The 14,693-nt window shown below is 66.1% G+C and carries 15 protein-coding genes; 4 read left to right on the top strand and 11 right to left on the bottom strand.

Going from position 1 to position 14,693, the window contains the following annotated elements:
* Window positions 1–44 precede the first annotated feature (44 nt).
* From EAH73_RS03850 to EAH73_RS03825, 6 genes are all read right to left on the bottom strand, one after another.
* Window positions 45–554, bottom strand: a complete 510-nt coding sequence (locus EAH73_RS03850) for a pyridoxamine 5'-phosphate oxidase family protein (RefSeq protein WP_140465149.1) — start codon at window positions 552–554, stop codon at window positions 45–47.
* Between the two features lie 143 nt (window positions 555–697).
* Window positions 698–982 carry a DUF167 domain-containing protein gene (locus tag EAH73_RS03845; RefSeq protein WP_140465148.1) on the bottom strand — a complete coding sequence of 95 codons (285 nt, stop codon included), beginning with the start codon at window positions 980–982 and terminating at the stop codon, window positions 698–700.
* Between the two features lie 18 nt (window positions 983–1,000).
* Window positions 1,001–1,816 carry an endonuclease III domain-containing protein gene (locus EAH73_RS03840; RefSeq protein WP_240047127.1) on the bottom strand — a complete coding sequence of 272 codons (816 nt, stop codon included), beginning with the start codon at window positions 1,814–1,816 and terminating at the stop codon, window positions 1,001–1,003.
* Window positions 1,817–1,853: 37 nt separating this feature from the next.
* Window positions 1,854–2,867 carry a hypothetical protein gene (locus EAH73_RS23345; RefSeq protein ID WP_193560175.1) on the bottom strand — a complete coding sequence of 338 codons (1,014 nt, stop codon included), beginning with the start codon at window positions 2,865–2,867 and terminating at the stop codon, window positions 1,854–1,856.
* A 106-nt stretch (window positions 2,868–2,973) separates the two neighbouring features.
* Entirely contained in the window at window positions 2,974–3,384 is a 411-nt protein-coding gene (locus EAH73_RS03830; protein ID WP_140465147.1) for a response regulator, read from the bottom strand.
* Window positions 3,385–3,454: 70 nt separating this feature from the next.
* Window positions 3,455–5,020, bottom strand: coding sequence for a sensor histidine kinase (locus EAH73_RS03825; protein ID WP_140465146.1), 1,566 nt, complete (start codon window positions 5,018–5,020; stop codon window positions 3,455–3,457).
* Window positions 5,021–5,089: 69 nt separating this feature from the next.
* On the opposite strand from EAH73_RS03825, the gene EAH73_RS03820 reads away from it, so the two are divergent.
* Complete coding sequence (locus tag EAH73_RS03820) at window positions 5,090–5,920, top strand: TrmH family RNA methyltransferase (RefSeq protein ID WP_140465145.1); 831 nt, start codon at window positions 5,090–5,092, stop codon at window positions 5,918–5,920.
* Window positions 5,921–5,997: 77 nt separating this feature from the next.
* On the opposite strand, the gene galB is transcribed toward EAH73_RS03820, so the two are convergent.
* The 4 genes from galB to typA form a co-directional block, all read right to left on the bottom strand.
* Window positions 5,998–8,475, bottom strand: a complete 2,478-nt coding sequence (gene galB / locus EAH73_RS03815) for a beta-galactosidase GalB (protein ID WP_140465144.1) — start codon at window positions 8,473–8,475, stop codon at window positions 5,998–6,000.
* A 53-nt stretch (window positions 8,476–8,528) separates the two neighbouring features.
* Window positions 8,529–8,972 (bottom strand): cyanase, encoded by a 444-nt coding sequence (gene cynS, locus EAH73_RS03810; RefSeq protein WP_140465143.1) that lies wholly within the window; start codon window positions 8,970–8,972, stop codon window positions 8,529–8,531.
* A gap of 107 nt (window positions 8,973–9,079) precedes the next feature.
* Window positions 9,080–9,595 carry a hypothetical protein gene (locus EAH73_RS03805; RefSeq protein WP_140465142.1) on the bottom strand — a complete coding sequence of 172 codons (516 nt, stop codon included), beginning with the start codon at window positions 9,593–9,595 and terminating at the stop codon, window positions 9,080–9,082.
* 99 nt (window positions 9,596–9,694) lie between these two features.
* Entirely contained in the window at window positions 9,695–11,506 is a 1,812-nt protein-coding gene (gene typA / locus EAH73_RS03800) for a translational GTPase TypA (protein ID WP_140465141.1), read from the bottom strand.
* 242 nt (window positions 11,507–11,748) lie between these two features.
* On the opposite strand from typA, the gene msrB reads away from it, so the two are divergent.
* The 3 genes from msrB (at window position 11,749) to EAH73_RS03785 (ending at window position 13,678) form a co-directional block, all read left to right on the top strand.
* Complete coding sequence (gene msrB, locus EAH73_RS03795; protein ID WP_140465140.1) at window positions 11,749–12,300, top strand: peptide-methionine (R)-S-oxide reductase MsrB; 552 nt, start codon at window positions 11,749–11,751, stop codon at window positions 12,298–12,300.
* A gap of 156 nt (window positions 12,301–12,456) precedes the next feature.
* Complete coding sequence (locus EAH73_RS03790; RefSeq protein ID WP_140465139.1) at window positions 12,457–13,245, top strand: DUF3050 domain-containing protein; 789 nt, start codon at window positions 12,457–12,459, stop codon at window positions 13,243–13,245.
* Window positions 13,246–13,330: 85 nt separating this feature from the next.
* Window positions 13,331–13,678, top strand: a complete 348-nt coding sequence (locus EAH73_RS03785) for a hypothetical protein (protein WP_140465138.1) — start codon at window positions 13,331–13,333, stop codon at window positions 13,676–13,678.
* A gap of 96 nt (window positions 13,679–13,774) precedes the next feature.
* Here the strand turns inward: EAH73_RS03785 and EAH73_RS03780 are convergent, their stop codons facing one another.
* The gene (locus tag EAH73_RS03780; RefSeq protein ID WP_140465137.1) at window positions 13,775–14,572 is read right to left on the bottom strand and encodes a hypothetical protein; all 798 of its coding nucleotides are present in this window, start codon (window positions 14,570–14,572) and stop codon (window positions 13,775–13,777) included.
* Window positions 14,573–14,693: the final 121 nt, after the last annotated feature.

Raw genomic sequence — 14,693 nt, 5'->3', positions numbered from 1 at the left:
GCGCCGGTTGGGCCGCTGGGCCCCAAAAACAATGTGCTGGGGCCCTACTTGGGCTCCACTTTGGACTGCTCTTCGGGCGTGGCGTGGTGCTTCTCGCCGGTCGTGATGGCCTTGGCGTAAGCAAAGGCCCGCACGAGCACATTGCCCGGCGTATCCCAGTACTCGCCGTTCTCAATCGTCACCTTGATCAGGGCGATGTTGGGGTCCTCGGCGCCTTTCGGGAAGAAGCCACGGAAATCTTCGCGCCACAACTGCTTGATTTTGTGTTGGTCGTCCACTATTTCGGCTTTGCCGGCAATGGTGACGTAAGTAGCCTTATCGGGGTCGGAATATCCCAGGCCTACCTGGGCGTTGTGCCGGATTTCGGTGATTTTTTGGGCGTCTTTCTCCGAGAAAAACCAGAGGACCTCGTCGTTGTCCGACTGGCAGGTGTACATCGGCCGGCCGTGCAGCCGGTTGCGCGCGTCGAGGGTGGTCAGGGTAGTGTACTTTACTTCTTTGATCTTGTCCAGAAGCTTACTAACGTCTTGGGTAACGGCAACTTGCTCAGCCATGATAGGGGATGGAAAGGGTGGAAAGGTGTCCTTTAGTACGGCCCAGTCCCGGGGGTGGGTTACCCTTCTTGCCTAAAATAAAGCCGATTTCCCCTTAAAATAATGCTAAGCCCAACCGTAAGCCGCGCAACTGGCTCGCCGGGCTAAGCACCCTGCCCCGGGGCCCCCAGCCTGGCCAGCACCTGGGCCAGGGTTTCGTCGCTCAGCCCCGCCAACTCTACTTTCTTGAACGGGGCGGTGTGGCCGGTTAGCAGCGTCACGTCGCGCTTGGGCAGGCCGAAGGTGGCGGCCAGCAGTGCTTGCAGCGCGGCGTTGGCCTGGCCGTCGTGGGCCGGGGCGGCCAGGCGGGCCGTTACGGCGCCGTCGGGGCCTACCAGCAGCTGGCTGGTGCGGCTGCCGGGCTTGGCTTTGAGGTGCAGGATGGCCATTATGCCCTTCAACCTGCGCTATTCGGCCCGGCCCAGGCGGGCCTGGCCAAAGGGGCACTCGGCCAGCACCACGCAGCGGGTGCAAGCGGGCGCCTGGTAGTAGCAGCACTTCTGGCCGTGGAACATGAGGGCCTCGTGGTGGTCGTACACCTGCTGGGCGTCCCAGCCGGGCGGCAACAGGTTGGCCAGCAGCACGTGGGCGGCTTTCTCGTCCACCTTCGGGCCAATGAGGGCCAGGCGCTGGGCCACGCGGTGGTGGTGGCTATCGACGGGCATGGCCGGCCGCCGCAAGTCGCTGAAGAGGAGCGTAGCGGCGCTGGTTTTGGGCCCCACGCCGGGCAGGGTTTCCAGCCAGCTGCGCGCCTCTGGAATTTCCATATCGCCCAGGAAGCGCAGGTCGCCGCAGGGGCCCCCGTCGCAGCGGCGGCTCACCTCGCGCAGCACGGCTTGCAGGCGCGGGGCCTTCTGCTCGGGCCAGGTGCAGGCCCGGATGGCGTGCTGCACGGCCTCTGTCGGCGCGTCGCGCACGGCGTCCCAATCCGCAAACGTGGCGCGCAATTCCTGGTAGGCGCGGTGCGAATCGGCGTTTTTGGTGCGGTGCGAAAGCAGGGCGCTCATCAGCTCGCTCAGCGGGTCTTTGGTGCTGAAAAATCGAAATGGGGCCCCGTACTCGGCGCAGAGCTGGGCGTGCACGCGCAACGCTTTGGCGCAGCGCTCGGCAAAAGCTTCGGCGGTTTCGGGTGGGGCGGCGGGGGCTTTCATGCCCGGGGTACGGGCCGGGGCCAGGCGCGGGTTGCCACCGGTGGGCCCCGGCGCAAAAAAAAGGCCGCCCATGGGCGGCCTTTTTTCAAAAATCAAGTTACTGCCGCGCTTACCGCTGGCCCGGCGTGCCGTTGTAGAGGGAAATGGCCTGGCGCTGCGCATTGGCTTGCTTGCCTTGCAGCACAATGGGCACGATGAGGATGGGAATGCCGGCGTAGAGCAGCGGCGAAATCGTCTGCTGGCCGTTGGTGCCGCGCAGCGATTGCAGCACGCCGGCCAGCAGCAGGCCGCCGCCCACCACGTAGGCCGCCGTGATGGCCGTTTGGTAGTGGCGGCCCTGGGCCAGCAGCTCCTGGGCCCCGGCGTTGTCGCGGGTGGCCAGGGCCAGGTTGCGGTAGTTCAGGCTCTGGATGGGGCCGTTGTCTTTGCTGAAATACTCGGTTTTGGTGGTGCGGTAGCCGCCGTAGGGCGAGCCGTAGCCCCCGCCGGGGTAGCCGCCGTAGCCGCCCATGCCGTAGCCCCCGAGGCCGTAGCCGCCCATGCCATAGCCGCCGTAGCCGGGGCTGTAGGAGCTGCTGAGGGTAGAATACAGGCTGATGCGGCCGGTGCGGTCGCGCCGAAACGTGGTCTCGCGCGAGGAGCCGGGCAGCGACGTGCGCACGAAGTGGCCGTTTTCGTCCTCGTAAAAGCCCACGTCGGCAAAGTCAACCTTGCGCTGGCCGTCGAGCAGCAGGTAGCTGTGCCCAAAAATGGGGCTGTGCTGCTCCACGTTGTACACATTGTACACCATGCCGTTTTTCAGGCCTACCTGGAAGCGGGTGGGGCGCGTGGTGCCGCCCGGCAGCTGACCGGCGGGCGTGGGCGCGTACACCGGCGTGGGGCCCGCCATGGGGCCCGGGGCGGGGGGCACGCTGGCCGGGGCGGGGGCCCCGGGCACGGGCTGGCTCACCATTTGGCGGGCCGCGGTATCGGCTGGGGCGGGCGCGGCGGCGGGGGCCGGGCGGCGCGGGGCCGGGGCAGCGATGGGCGGGGCCCCCAGCTGGCGGGGGCCATCGTCTTGGGCCTGGGCCCGGGCGGCGGCGCCCAGCACGAGCAAAGAGGCGAAGAAAACCGGAAGTTTCATGCGGCAAGAAGCAAAAGAAATGCGAGCGGCCCGCGGCCGGGGCCCCGCGGGGCAAACCGCGGCCCCCGGCCAGAAATTCCCCGGGCCCGGGGCAAACGCGGGGGCCCTACTTCAGCAGGTGCTCCAGCAGACTCAGGCTGTCGATGAGGTCGGGGCTGGTTTCGAAGTCGAGGGGCTTGAGGATGTAGCCGTGCACGCCCAGGGCCCCGGTAGCGGCGCGGTCGGCCTCCATGCTCGAAGTGGTGGTGACGAACACCGGAATGTCGCGCAGCTCGGGGTCGGCGCGCAGCTCGGCCAAAAACTCGGCGCCGTTCATGCGGGGCATGTTTAGGTCGAGCAGGATGACCTCGGGCAGGGGCCGCAGGGCGGTTTGGCCCTGGCGGCCCAGCAGCAGGTCGAGGGCTTCCTCGCCGTTGAAGGCCGTGTGCAGGGTGTGGGGCACGTTGAAGCGGGCGAAGGATTTCTGGGCCGTCATCGTGTCAAAAATGTCGTCTTCAATTAGCAGTACGGAGCGCATGGCGGAGGAATTTTAAGCGAAAGAAAAGGCGAAGCGGTGGGGCCCTGATGAACGCGGCCGGGCCCGCGGGCTACGGCACGAGCGCCGGGGCCAGGTAAGCGGTTGCCCCGGGCGCTGGGGGCCGGGTGGGGGCCGCCCCGGCTTCCTTGGGCCAGGTAAAAATAAACGTTGCGCCCTCCCCCCGCGCCGATTCCACGCGCACGCTGCCGGGCTGTTCCTCCACGAGCTTCTTCACAATGCTGAGGCCGATGCCGGTGCTTTCGGCGGCCGAGTGGCGCTCGCGCAGGGTTTGGAAGAGCTGGAAAATTTTCTGGTGGTGGGCCGGGGCGATGCCGGGCCCGTCGTCGGCCACTGCAAACTCGTAGTGGCCGCCCGCGTCGCGGCAGTGCACGGCAATGCGGCCCCCGGGGCCCTGGTGGTGCTTCACGGCGTTGTCGAGCAGGTTGGTGAACACCTGCTGCAAGCCCAGCCGGTCGGTGCAGAAGGTGGGCAGGTCAGGGGACAAGTCCAGCACGAAGCCCGGCGGCACCACCAGCTCGGCGGCCTCGCGCAGCAGGGCCCCCACGCTGGTGGGGGCCGGCACGCGGGCCACGCGCCCGGCCCGGGCGTAGGCCAGCAGGCCGCTGATGAGGCCTTCCAGGCGGCCCAGGCGGCCCTTCACCTGGTCGAAGTACGTGCGCACTTCGGGCGAAAACTCGGCTGCGTGCTCTTCGTCCAGCCACTTCACCAGCGTGGCAATGCCGCGCAGCGGGGCCCGTAAGTCGTGCGAGGCCACGTAGGCAAACTGGTCGAGTTCGCGGTTGCGCAGGGCCAGGGCCTCGAAGCTCTGGTCGAGGCTCTGGGTCATCTGGTTGAGCAGGGTGGCCAGGTTGCCGAGGCCGTCGGCGGCCGCATCGGTAATCTTCACCGTGTAGTCGCCGCGCACCACCTGCTCGGCCAGGTCGCGGATGGCGCTGATGCGCCGGGCCACGTCGGCGTTCACGGCGGCCAGCTCGGCTTGCAGGCGGCGGTTGTCGCGCAGCTCGCGGGTGATGCGTACCAGCAGCCAGCCCACCACCACCAGGGCCAGGATGCCTGCGGCCCCCACCACCCGGGGGGCGGTGCGCTCAAACACGAGCTGCGTGGCGCTGCGCTGGTTGAGCAGCCGCAGCTCCTCGTCCTTCACCCGCCGGAAAATGACGCGCGCCGCCCGCATCGTGAGGCGGTCGGTGTTGAGGGCCGTGAGCAGGTCGGCCTGGCTGAGGGCGGCGTCGGGGTTGGCCAGGGGCCGCAGCACCCGGAATTCCAAATCCACCATGGCCCGCAGCGAATCGAGGCGCGCCTGCTGGGTGGGGTGGCCCTGCGAGAGCCGCCGCACGCCCGCTTGCAGGCCCGGCAGCTGGGTTACGGCCTTGTGGTAGGTGCGCAAAAAAGCCGTGTCGCCGGTGAGGCGGTAGCCGCGCACGCCGGCCTGGGCGTCGCGCAGCACGGCGTTCACGGCGTCGGTTTCCTGGATCGTCTGGTAGGTGTGCTGCACCTGCTCGGTTTGCCGCTGCAAGCCCTGGATGCTGAGCTGGGCCGCCACCCCACTCAGCAGCAGCACCACCAGGGCCCCGGCAAAACCCAGGGTAAGCTTGGTATCGGGGCGAAGGGACATGCGCAAAAGGCCGGGCGGAAAAGGGCCCGCCGGCGGCCCCAGGGCGAAGGTACGCCGTACCTTCGCGCCATGCCCTTTGCCCCGCTCGACCGCCTCAGCAGCCCCCAAAACCCCCGCGTGAAGGCCCTGGCCCGCCTCCAGCAAAAAGCCGCCGAGCGCCGCACCCAAGGCCTCACCCTCGTCGAAGGCCTGCGCGAGCTCACCATTGCCGTGGGCGCGGGCGTGGCCGTGGCCGCCCTCTACACCTGCCCCGAGCTGGCCGGGGCCCCCACCGCCGGGGCCCTGCAAGCCCTGTTTGCCGCCGAGGCCGGCCGGCCCGAGTGGCTGGAGCTCACGCGCCCGGTGTTCGAAAAGCTGGCCTACCGCGAGGGCTCCGACGGCGTGCTGGCCGTGCTGCGCACCCCCGCCCGCCCCCTGGCCAGCCTGCGCCTGCCGCCCAACCCGCTGGTGCTGGTGCTGGAAGCCGTGGAGAAGCCCGGCAACCTCGGCGCCATCCTGCGCACGGCCGACGCCGCCCCGGTCGACGCCGTGCTCATCGGCGACCCGCGCACCGATTTGTTCAACCCCAACGCCATCCGGGCCAGCATCGGCTGCGTGTTCACGGTGCCGCTGGTGGCCGCGCCGATGGCGGAAATCCTGGCTTTTTTGCAGGAAAAGGGCGTGCGCACCTATGCCGCCGCCCTCACGCCCCGCGCCCGCCCCTACACCGCGTGCGACTTCCGCGGCCCCACCGCCCTGGTGCTCGGCACCGAAGCCGACGGCCTGACGCCCGCCGCCCAAGCCGCCTGCGACGAAACCGTCATCATCCCCATGATGGGCCGCATCGACTCGCTCAACGTGAGCGTGGCCGGCGCCGTGCTGGCCTTCGAGGCCGTGCGCCAGCGCCAGGCCGGCGCCTAATTACTTTGGTTACAAACGCAGAACTGCCGCGCTGGGGGCCCCAACGCGGCAGTTCTGCGTTTGTAATTCAGGCAAGGCTACTGCGCGGCAGTGCTGGTTTTGATTTCGATTTCGCCGCCCTTCAGGCCCGCGCCGGTGGCCTTCAGGCGCAGAGCCCCGGGCTTGGTGCTGGCTTGCACAATGGCCATCACCTGGCCCCCGAAGGCTTTCATTTGGGGCTTCTGGAAGGGCTCCAGGTTGGTGGCGTCGCCGTTGCCCACGGCGCGGAAGGTTCCGGCGCCGCTCACGGCAAACTTCAGCTCGGGGGTCGCGTCGGGGCAGAGGTTGCCTTGGGCGTCTTCCACCCGAGCCGTGACGTAGGCCAGGTCCTGGCCGTCGGCGGCGAGGGCGGGGCGGTCGGCCACCAGGCGGATGTGGTCGGGCTTGCCGGCCGTCTTCACGGTTTCCTCGCCCACGGCCTTGCCCTGGGCATCGTAGGCCACCACTTTCAGGGCCCCGGGGGCGTACTTCACGTCCTTCCACATCAAGCGGTAGCGCGTCTGGGGCTGGTCGGAGGGCCCCTTGGTTTGGCGGCCCTGGCTCACGCCGTTCACAAATAGCTCGGCCGAGGGCGCGTTGGTGTAGCAGTACACCGGCGTTACCTGGCCCTCGCGGCCGGGCCAGGTCCAGTGGGGCAGCAGGTGCAGGGTGGGGGCGGTGGTGTTCCAGCGGGCCCGGTACAGGTAGTAGCGGTCCTTGGGCATGGTGGCCAAGTCGATGATGCCGAAGTAGGAGCTGTGCGAAGGCCACTTCTCGTCGTAGGGCGTGGGCTCGCCCAAGTAGTCGAAGCCCGTCCACACAAACTCGCCGATGACAAACTTCAGGTCGTCCTGCTTCGCAAATTCCTCGTCCGGCGTCTGCGACCACACGCAGGCCTCCAGGTCGTAGCTCGACGACTGGTTGTCGTCGTACATCTTCTGCTTGGCCAGCACCGCCGGGAATTTGTACACGCCGCGGCTGCTCACCGTGGAGGCCGTTTCGGTGCCCAGCAGGAAGCCCTGGGGTAGTTTCTCGTTGGCTTTCTCATACTGGGCGGGCTTGTAGTTGAAGCCGGCAATGTCGAGCAACGAGGCGAAGTTGTTGTTGATGACCGCGTCGATGCGGTCCATGCCGGCCGTCACGGGGCGGGTGGGGTCCTCGCGGTGCACAATGTCTTGCAGGCGCTTGGCAATTTTGTTGCCGCCGGGCGCGCTCTGGTCGGGCACCTCGTTGCCGATGCTCCACATAATCACCGAGGGGTGGTTGCGGTCGCGGTGCACCATGTTCACCAGGTCCTTTTCGCTCCATTCGTCGAAGTACTGGCTGTAGCCGTTCTTCACCTTGGGCGTCTTCCACTCGTCAAACGACTCCACCATCATCATGAAGCCCATTTCGTCGCACAGGCTCACCAGTTCCGGGGCGGGCATGTTGTGGCTGGTGCGGATGGCGTCGCAGCCCATGTCCTTGAGCAGCGTGAGCTGCCGGCGCAGGGCGGCCACGTTGATGGCCGCGCCCAGGGGCCCCAAATCGTGGTGGTTGCACACGCCCTTGAACTTGCGCGGCTGCCCGTTTAGCGAGAAGCCCTTGCCCGCCTCAAACTTGAACGAGCGGATGCCGAAGCGCGTAGTATAAGTGTCCTTCAGCGCGTCGCCGGCGTAGAGCTTCGACGAAGCCGTGTACAGCACCGGCGTTTCGGGGGACCACAATTTGGGCTTGGGTACTGCCAGGTTTTGCTCAAACTCCAGCCCGTCGGTGGCGGCCAGCGGCGTGCTGGTGGTGGCCACCACCTGGCCGGCCGCGTCGCGGATTTCCGTGTCGAGGCGCAGCGCCTGGAAGGCCCCCGTGGGCGTGGCCACCGTGGTGCGCAGCTTCACCTTGGCAAACTCGGCGGTGATGGTGGGCGTAGTCAGGTACGTGCCCCACACGGGGATGTGCACGTCGTCGGTCACAATCAGGTGCACGTTGCGGTAGAGGCCGGCGCCGGGGTACCAGCGCGAGGCCTCGGGCTGGTTTTGGAGCCGCACGGCCAGCACGTTGTCGCCGCCGGGGTTCAGAAACGAGGTGATATCCAGCGAGAACGAGTTGTAGCCGTAGGGCCAGAAACCCACCTCCTTGCCGTTCACAAACACGTGGGCGTTGCTCATGGCCCCGTCGAAGAGAAGCACCGCACGCTGGCCGGCCCCAAACTGGGGCACCGCCAGCCGCCGCCGGTACCAGCCCGTGCCGATGAACGGCAGCCCGCCCGTGCGGCCCGATTTCTGGGTGGCCTTGGCCTCGTTGTTCTGCTCAATCTTCACCTCCTGCAGGTCATTGTTGCCGTCGAAGGGCCCCGCAATGGCCCAGTCGTGGGGCACGCGCACCGTCTGCCACTTCGCGTCCTTGAAGGCCGGGTTTTGGGCCCCGGCCACGTCGCCCTTGCTGAATTTCCAGTCGGTGTCGAGCAGGTACTCGTGCCGGGTTTGGGCGGTGGCGGGGCGGGCGGCCAGCAGCAGCAGGGCAGCGGCCAGGGTCTTCAGCGGGGGAGCGGAACGGGGCATGGGGAAGCAGATTTAGCCCGAAAGCTACGCCTGCTCCCCGGTTGCGCCGCCGCTTAGTAGGATTTATACGGCAAAAACTTGCCGCTTAGCACCACGTTCACCCGGTCGCCGTTGGCGTGCGGTTCGCGGGTGATGTCCATCGAAAAGTCGATGGCGCTCATGATGCCGTCGCCAAACTCCTCGCTGATCAATTCCTTAATGGTGGTGCCGTACACGTTCACCAGCTCGTACCAGCGGTAGATGAGCGGGTCGGTGGGCACGGCGGTGGGCAGCGAGCCTTTGTAGGGCACAATTTGCAGCCACGCAGTCTCCTCGTCGTCGAGGCCGAACACGCGCTTGGCCACGGCGGCCTGGTCGGCGGTCAGCTTCATCTGGCCGAGCAGGGCGGCGGTGGCGTATTCCTTGCTCAGGCCCATTTCCTGGGCCACGTCGGCCCAGCGCAGGCCGTTTCTCACTTTGGCGGCAATGATTTTAGTGGTGACGGTAGCGCGGTCCATGGCAGTAAGGGCAAGTGGTGAGAAATGAAAAAACCGGTCCCGCAGTGCCAGGACCGGTTTCTCAACCAGTTACGCAGGGCCTTGTTTAGGGCCCCAGGGTGCGCGGGCTAGTACACCGTTAGGCCAAAGCCCAGGGCCCCGGCCTGCTGGCGCACGGCCTCCGCCTGCGCATCGGCCACCACGCCCAGCGGAAACACGTCGCTGTCGAGCGTGAACAGCACCAGCGCCCGGCCCAGCGCCTCCAGCGCGTCCTGCACGGCGTCGAGTTGCTCAGGGCCCGCGCCGCGGCGGCCGGCCAGGGCCCCCGGGGCCAAGGCCACGCCCTGCCCCTGCTGCGCCAGGATGTCGTTGAGGGCTTCCGTGAGTTCGGCGGGGGTGTCCTGCTCGTCGCTTTCCCAAGCCAGGTCGTCGGCCAGCAGGGCGTCGAGCAGGGCCACGTCGCGCAGTTCTTGCGCGGGTAGGGCCCCGGCCATGCCCCGCTCGGCAAGCTCCTCAGCAAACTCCGTTTGGTACGCCTCTGGGTCGGCGAGCACCAGGGCCAGCCGGGCGCTCACCCGCTCGGTGGCGGCGGCGTTGGCGCCGGTGAAATGTTGAACGAACTGCTGCAGGGGGGTGGGGTTCATATCGAGAGGAAAAGGTGGGAAGTGCCTTTTAACGGCAACGACCAATAAAAAAGGGGCGCGACCAAAGCCGCGCCCCTTTCTTCAAAAAAATCTAATAGACTACTCGGCCGTTTTGGCGTAGCGCAGGCGCTCGTTTTCGTCGAGCAGGATTTTGCGCATCCGGATCGACTTCGGCGTCACTTCCAGGTACTCGTCCTTCTGGATGTACTCCATGGCTTCTTCCAGCGAGAACTGGCGCTTGGGCACAATCTTGGCGTTATCGTCGGTGCCCGACGCGCGCATGTTGGTCAGCTTCTTGCCTTTCTGGATGTTCACGGTCAGGTCGTTCGGGCGGGTGTGCTCGCCGATTACCTGGCCGCCGTACACTTCCTCGCCCGGATCGACGAAGAACGAGCCGCGGTCCTGCAGTTTGTCAATCGTGTAGGCGGTGCCGGGGCCCGTCTCCAACGAAATCAGCGAACCAGCGATGCGGCCGGGGATGGGGCCCTTGTGCTCTTCGTAGTCCACGAAGCGGTGGTTCATGATGGCCTCGCCGCCGGTGGCGGTCAGCACGTTGTTACGCAGGCCGATCAGGCCACGCGACGGAATGGTGAATTCCAAGTGCTGCAAGTCGCCCTTGGGCTCCATAATGGTCATTTCGCCTTTGCGCATGCTCACCAGCTCAATCACCTTGCCGGCCGATTCCTCGGGCACGTCCACCACGAGCAGCTCGATGGGCTCGGTGCGCTTGCCGTTGTCGTCTTCTTTGAACAGCACCTGGGGCTGGCCCACTTGCAGCTCGTAGCCTTCGCGGCGCATGGTTTCAATCAGCACCGACAAGTGCAGAATGCCGCGGCCAAACACGAGGAAGGTGTCCTCTTTGTCGGTCGATTCCACGCGCAGGGCGAGGTTTTTCTCAGTCTCCTTGAACAGGCGGTCGCGCAGGTGGCGCGAGGTCACAAACTTGCCCTCCTTGCCGAAGAACGGCGAGTTGTTGATGGTGAACAGCATGTTCATCGTCGGCTCGTCGATGCTGATGCGCTCGAGTTGCTCGGGGTTGTCAGCGTCGGCCAGCGTGTCGCCGATGTCAAAGCCTTCGATGCCCGACACGGCGCAGATTTCGCCGCTGCTTACTTCGTCCACTTTCACGCGGCCGAGGCCTTCAAACACGTGCAGCTCGCGAATCTTTACTTTCTTGATGCTACCATCCGCCTTCATCAGGCTCATGTTCGAGCCTTCTTTCAGCGTACCGCGGTGCACGCGGCCGATGGCGATGCGGCCCACGAACGACGAGTAGTCGAGCGAGGTGATCTGCATCTGGGGTGTGCCTTCCAAGGTCGGGGCGGGCGGAATCGAGGAGATAACCGCGTCGAGCAACGGAATCAGGTTGTCGGTCTTCACCTTCCAGTCGGTGCTCATCCAGCCCTGCTTCGAAGAACCGTACAGGGTCACGAAATCAAGCTGGTCTTCCGAAGCGCCGAGGTTGAACATGAGGTCGAACACCTGCTCGTGCACCTCGTCGGGGCGGCAGTTCTCTTTGTCCACTTTGTTCACCACCACGATGGGCTTCAGGCCCAGGGCAATGGCTTTGCCGAGCACGAAGCGGGTCTGCGGCATGGCGCCTTCGAAGGCATCCACGAGCAGCAGCACGCCGTCGGCTAGCTTCAACACGCGCTCTACCTCGCCGCCGAAGTCGGCGTGACCAGGGGTGTCAATGATGTTGATTTTGGTGCCGTTGTAGCGTACCGATACGTTTTTGGAAACGATGGTAATGCCACGCTCGCGCTCCAGGGGGTTGTCGTCGAGGATCAGGTCGTCGAACTGCTGGTGGGCGTCGAAAATCTTAGAAGCGTGGATAATCTTATCCACCAGAGTAGTCTTGCCGTGGTCAACGTGAGCGATGATGGCAATGTTCCGAATATTGTTGGCCATATGGGTTGTTTTTGCGGGTGCAAAGGTACATATAAAAAGGCGCAAAGCCTCGTGGTAATCAAGTCTTAACCCCTGGGGGCCCTGGCGTGCGGCCGCGCAGCCAAGGGCGTAGCGTTAAATTGGTTAAGTGGGGCGGATGGTTCCCGGCGCGTTTGCGATTGCCACCCGCCGACCGAACTGGGGCCCGGCTTCGTATGTTGGGTTAGTTCAGCTTATCTCCTAAAACCAATCCTCTTTCGCTCATGCGCTCCGCCCTGTTGTTTTTCGTCGTTTCCGCCCTCACCCTCAATGTGGCCTGCTCGCAGCAGCGGGCCGATGCCCTGGCCCTGGCCACCCCCAAGGGCCAAACGGCTGCCCCCGGCACCTACCCCAAGCCCGCCGCCGTCACGGGCAAGCCCGGCGAATTTCCGGTGCAAAAAACCGACGCCGAATGGCGCAAGCAGCTCACCCCCGACCAATACTACATCCTGCGGGAGGAGGGCACGGAGCGGCCGTTCACGGGCAAGTACCACGACAACCACGCCGCCGGCACCTACTACTGCGCCGCCGACCACAACCTGCTGTTCAGCTCGGCCACCAAGTTCGATTCGGGCACCGGCTGGCCCAGCTTTTGGGCCCCGGCCAACAACAATAGCCTGAAGGTGAAGTCGGACGAGAGCTTCGGCATGAGCCGCGACGAGATTGTGTGCGCCAAGTGCGGCGGCCACCTCGGCCACGTGTTCAGCGACGGCCCCAAGCCCACCGGCGAGCGGTACTGCATGGACGGCAACGCGATGGTGTTCGAGAAGAAATAATTTTTTAAGTCGTTGGTTTGCCGGCGTCAAAGCCGCTTCTGCCTTTGCGCAGGGGCGGCTTTTGCACGGGCCCGCCGGGGCCCCGGCCCGCAAGTGAAGTAGGGGCCCGGCGGGATTTTTTATAACCAGCTTCATTTATCCATACTTACCCTGCCCATGTCGCCCACTTCCAACACCACCGAGGCCCTGCAAGCGGGCCTGCTGCCCACCCGCCAGCGCCTGCTGGCCCACGGCCTCTACGGCCAGATTCAGTCGCTCGACGACCTGCGGCTGTTCATGTCGCACCACGTATTTGCGGTGTGGGATTTTATGTCGCTGCTGAAAGCCTTGCAGCGCGACCTGACTTGCGTGACGCTGCCCTGGTACCCCACGGCCAACCCCGCCACCCGCCGCCTCATCAACGAGATTGTGTTGGAGGAAGAGTCGGACGTGGACCCGCAGGGCCGCCCCACCAGCCACTTCGAGCTATACTTGCAAGCCATGCGCGAGTGCGGCGCCGATACCGCGCCCGCCGAACGGCTGCTGGCCGCGCTGGCCACCGGCCAGCCGGTGGCCGCCGCCCTGGAGGCCGCCGGGGCCCCCGCATCGGTGCAGCAGTTCGTGAACACCACCTTCGACATCATCGGGGCCGGGCAGCCGCACGCGGTGGCCGCCGCCTTCACCTACGGCCGCGAGGACCTAATTCCCGACATGTTCCGGCAGCTGGTGGGGCGCTTGCAAACGCAGTTCCCCGGCCAGCTCGACACGTTTATTTACTACCTCGACCGCCACATCCAGCTCGATGAGGAGGTGCACACGCCCCTGGCCCAGCAGATGGTGCGCGAGCTGTGCGCCGACGATTCACTGCGCTGGCAGGCCGCCCAAAACGTGGCCCAGCGCAGCCTGGAGGCCCGCATGGCCCTCTGGGACGGCGTGCTGGCGGCAATGGCCCCGGTGGCCGCGTAGCCGGGCCCCAACCCCCAGGCCCCGCCCCGCGTTTGAAGCAACGGCCGCCCACTGCTGGGCGGCCGTTTTGCGTCATTCCGGAATTATGAAACTACTTCGACTCCTCGCGGGCCTGAGCGCCGCCGCCGGCCTGGGGGCCTGCACCGCCACCGAGCAAACTTCGGAAATGGCCGCCCCGCGCGTCACGCCCACCGCCGTCAACTCCGACGCCGACCGCCGCGCCATCTACAACAGCAACGGCGGCTACAATGGGGCCGGCGCAGCCGTGCCCGACGCCACCCTCGGCCGCGTGCGCCTGGGCGAGCAGGCCGCCGACATCAATTCCCGCCAGCGCGTCGAAACCCTGGGCACCAACTCGGCCAACACCACCACGCCCGAAACCCGCATCCGCCGCATCCGCTACGAGGGCGACACGCTGGGCCGCCAGCCGTAGCCCCGCCGGGGCCCCCACCCGCCAAAAAGCCGGCCCGCCGCGTCCCCAAGAGGGAAGCAGCGGGCCGGCTTTTTGGTGGGTAGCGCCTAGCAGAAGCTATTCTCTAACCTCACCGGTGCTGGCGCTGTCCGATGAATTCAGCAGGTCGGTGGTTTCCGGCTCGGGAGCCGTGGCTTCGGGGGCGGCTTGCTCGGCGCGGGGCTTGGGGCCGCGCTTGGCGCCGGTGGCCGGCGTGCCGGGCTTGGGGCCCCGCTTCCTGGGGGCGGTTTCGGCGGGGGCTTTGGTGCTGCGCTTAGCGGCGGGGGCGGCCGGCTTGGTAGCGGCGGCGGCAGCGGCGGGCTTGGGGCCCCGCTTGTTAGCGGTGGCAGCCTGGGGCGCAGCGGCGGGCGCGGCTTCGGCGGGGGCCTCGGCGGCGGCAGTGTCAGTGGCGGGCGCCTCGGTGGCGGCAGGGGAGGGGGCCGAAGCCTCGCGCGAGGGGCTGCTTTTCTTCGTTTTGCTGCTCTTAGCACCCTTGCTGGGGGCCCCGGCGAAGGTTTCGCCGGTGGGCGCGGGGGCGTCGTATTGCTGCATGATGGTGTGCAGCGCCTGCTCAAACATGCGCTCCGTGTCGCCGTCGAGGCGGCGGGTGGCTTCGCGCACCACTTCCTTCAGCTTGGCCTTCGTTTCTTTGCGGATGCGGGCTACCACTGCGTTCATCCGGCCGTCGAGCTCTTTCTGCAGCTGCTTGGCAGCCGAGCGCAACGATTTTTTCTGGCTGGCTTTCTTGTCGGCCTGGTCATCTTTGAGGTCGGCGCTGGCTTTGTTAGCGGCCTTCTCAGATTTTTGCTGGGTTTTTTCGGCCGGCGTGCGCTTGGTTTTTTTCTCCGCTTTCACGGATGGAGCAGGTTTTTTCATGATGAGAAAAAGGTAAATGAAATGTGCGCTCGCACCAAACAGGGTAGAATCTTCGGTGTTAATGTCACTAGTTAGCGCCAAATATAAAATTTAAATACCACCGCAAATAGGTTTGCCGAAG

Origin of the sequence: Hymenobacter nivis, from assembly GCF_006439025.1 — a bacterium.
In the GTDB taxonomy this organism is placed as follows: Bacteria; Bacteroidota; Bacteroidia; order Cytophagales; family Hymenobacteraceae; genus Hymenobacter; species Hymenobacter nivis_A.
This window is presented reverse-complemented; position numbering and strand designations above follow the sequence as displayed.

What these genes read in the sequence shown, in the direction of transcription:
- EAH73_RS03850 (WP_140465149.1), bottom strand. Translation starts at nt 554, where the DNA reads ATGGCTGAGCAAGTTGCCGTTACCCAAGACGTTAGTAAGCTTCTGGAC.
- EAH73_RS03845 (WP_140465148.1), bottom strand. Translation starts at nt 982, where the DNA reads ATGGCCATCCTGCACCTCAAAGCCAAGCCCGGCAGCCGCACCAGCCAG.
- EAH73_RS03840 (WP_240047127.1), bottom strand. Translation starts at nt 1,816, where the DNA reads ATGGGCGGCCTTTTTTTTGCGCCGGGGCCCACCGGTGGCAACCCGCGC.
- EAH73_RS23345 (WP_193560175.1), bottom strand. Translation starts at nt 2,867, where the DNA reads ATGAAACTTCCGGTTTTCTTCGCCTCTTTGCTCGTGCTGGGCGCCGCC.
- EAH73_RS03830 (WP_140465147.1), bottom strand. Translation starts at nt 3,384, where the DNA reads ATGCGCTCCGTACTGCTAATTGAAGACGACATTTTTGACACGATGACG.
- EAH73_RS03825 (WP_140465146.1), bottom strand. Translation starts at nt 5,020, where the DNA reads ATGTCCCTTCGCCCCGATACCAAGCTTACCCTGGGTTTTGCCGGGGCC.
- EAH73_RS03820 (WP_140465145.1), top strand. Translation starts at nt 5,090, where the DNA reads ATGCCCTTTGCCCCGCTCGACCGCCTCAGCAGCCCCCAAAACCCCCGC.
- galB (WP_140465144.1), bottom strand. Translation starts at nt 8,475, where the DNA reads ATGCCCCGTTCCGCTCCCCCGCTGAAGACCCTGGCCGCTGCCCTGCTG.
- cynS (WP_140465143.1), bottom strand. Translation starts at nt 8,972, where the DNA reads ATGGACCGCGCTACCGTCACCACTAAAATCATTGCCGCCAAAGTGAGA.
- EAH73_RS03805 (WP_140465142.1), bottom strand. Translation starts at nt 9,595, where the DNA reads ATGAACCCCACCCCCCTGCAGCAGTTCGTTCAACATTTCACCGGCGCC.
- typA (WP_140465141.1), bottom strand. Translation starts at nt 11,506, where the DNA reads ATGGCCAACAATATTCGGAACATTGCCATCATCGCTCACGTTGACCAC.
- msrB (WP_140465140.1), top strand. Translation starts at nt 11,749, where the DNA reads ATGCGCTCCGCCCTGTTGTTTTTCGTCGTTTCCGCCCTCACCCTCAAT.
- EAH73_RS03790 (WP_140465139.1), top strand. Translation starts at nt 12,457, where the DNA reads ATGTCGCCCACTTCCAACACCACCGAGGCCCTGCAAGCGGGCCTGCTG.
- EAH73_RS03785 (WP_140465138.1), top strand. Translation starts at nt 13,331, where the DNA reads ATGAAACTACTTCGACTCCTCGCGGGCCTGAGCGCCGCCGCCGGCCTG.
- EAH73_RS03780 (WP_140465137.1), bottom strand. Translation starts at nt 14,572, where the DNA reads ATGAAAAAACCTGCTCCATCCGTGAAAGCGGAGAAAAAAACCAAGCGC.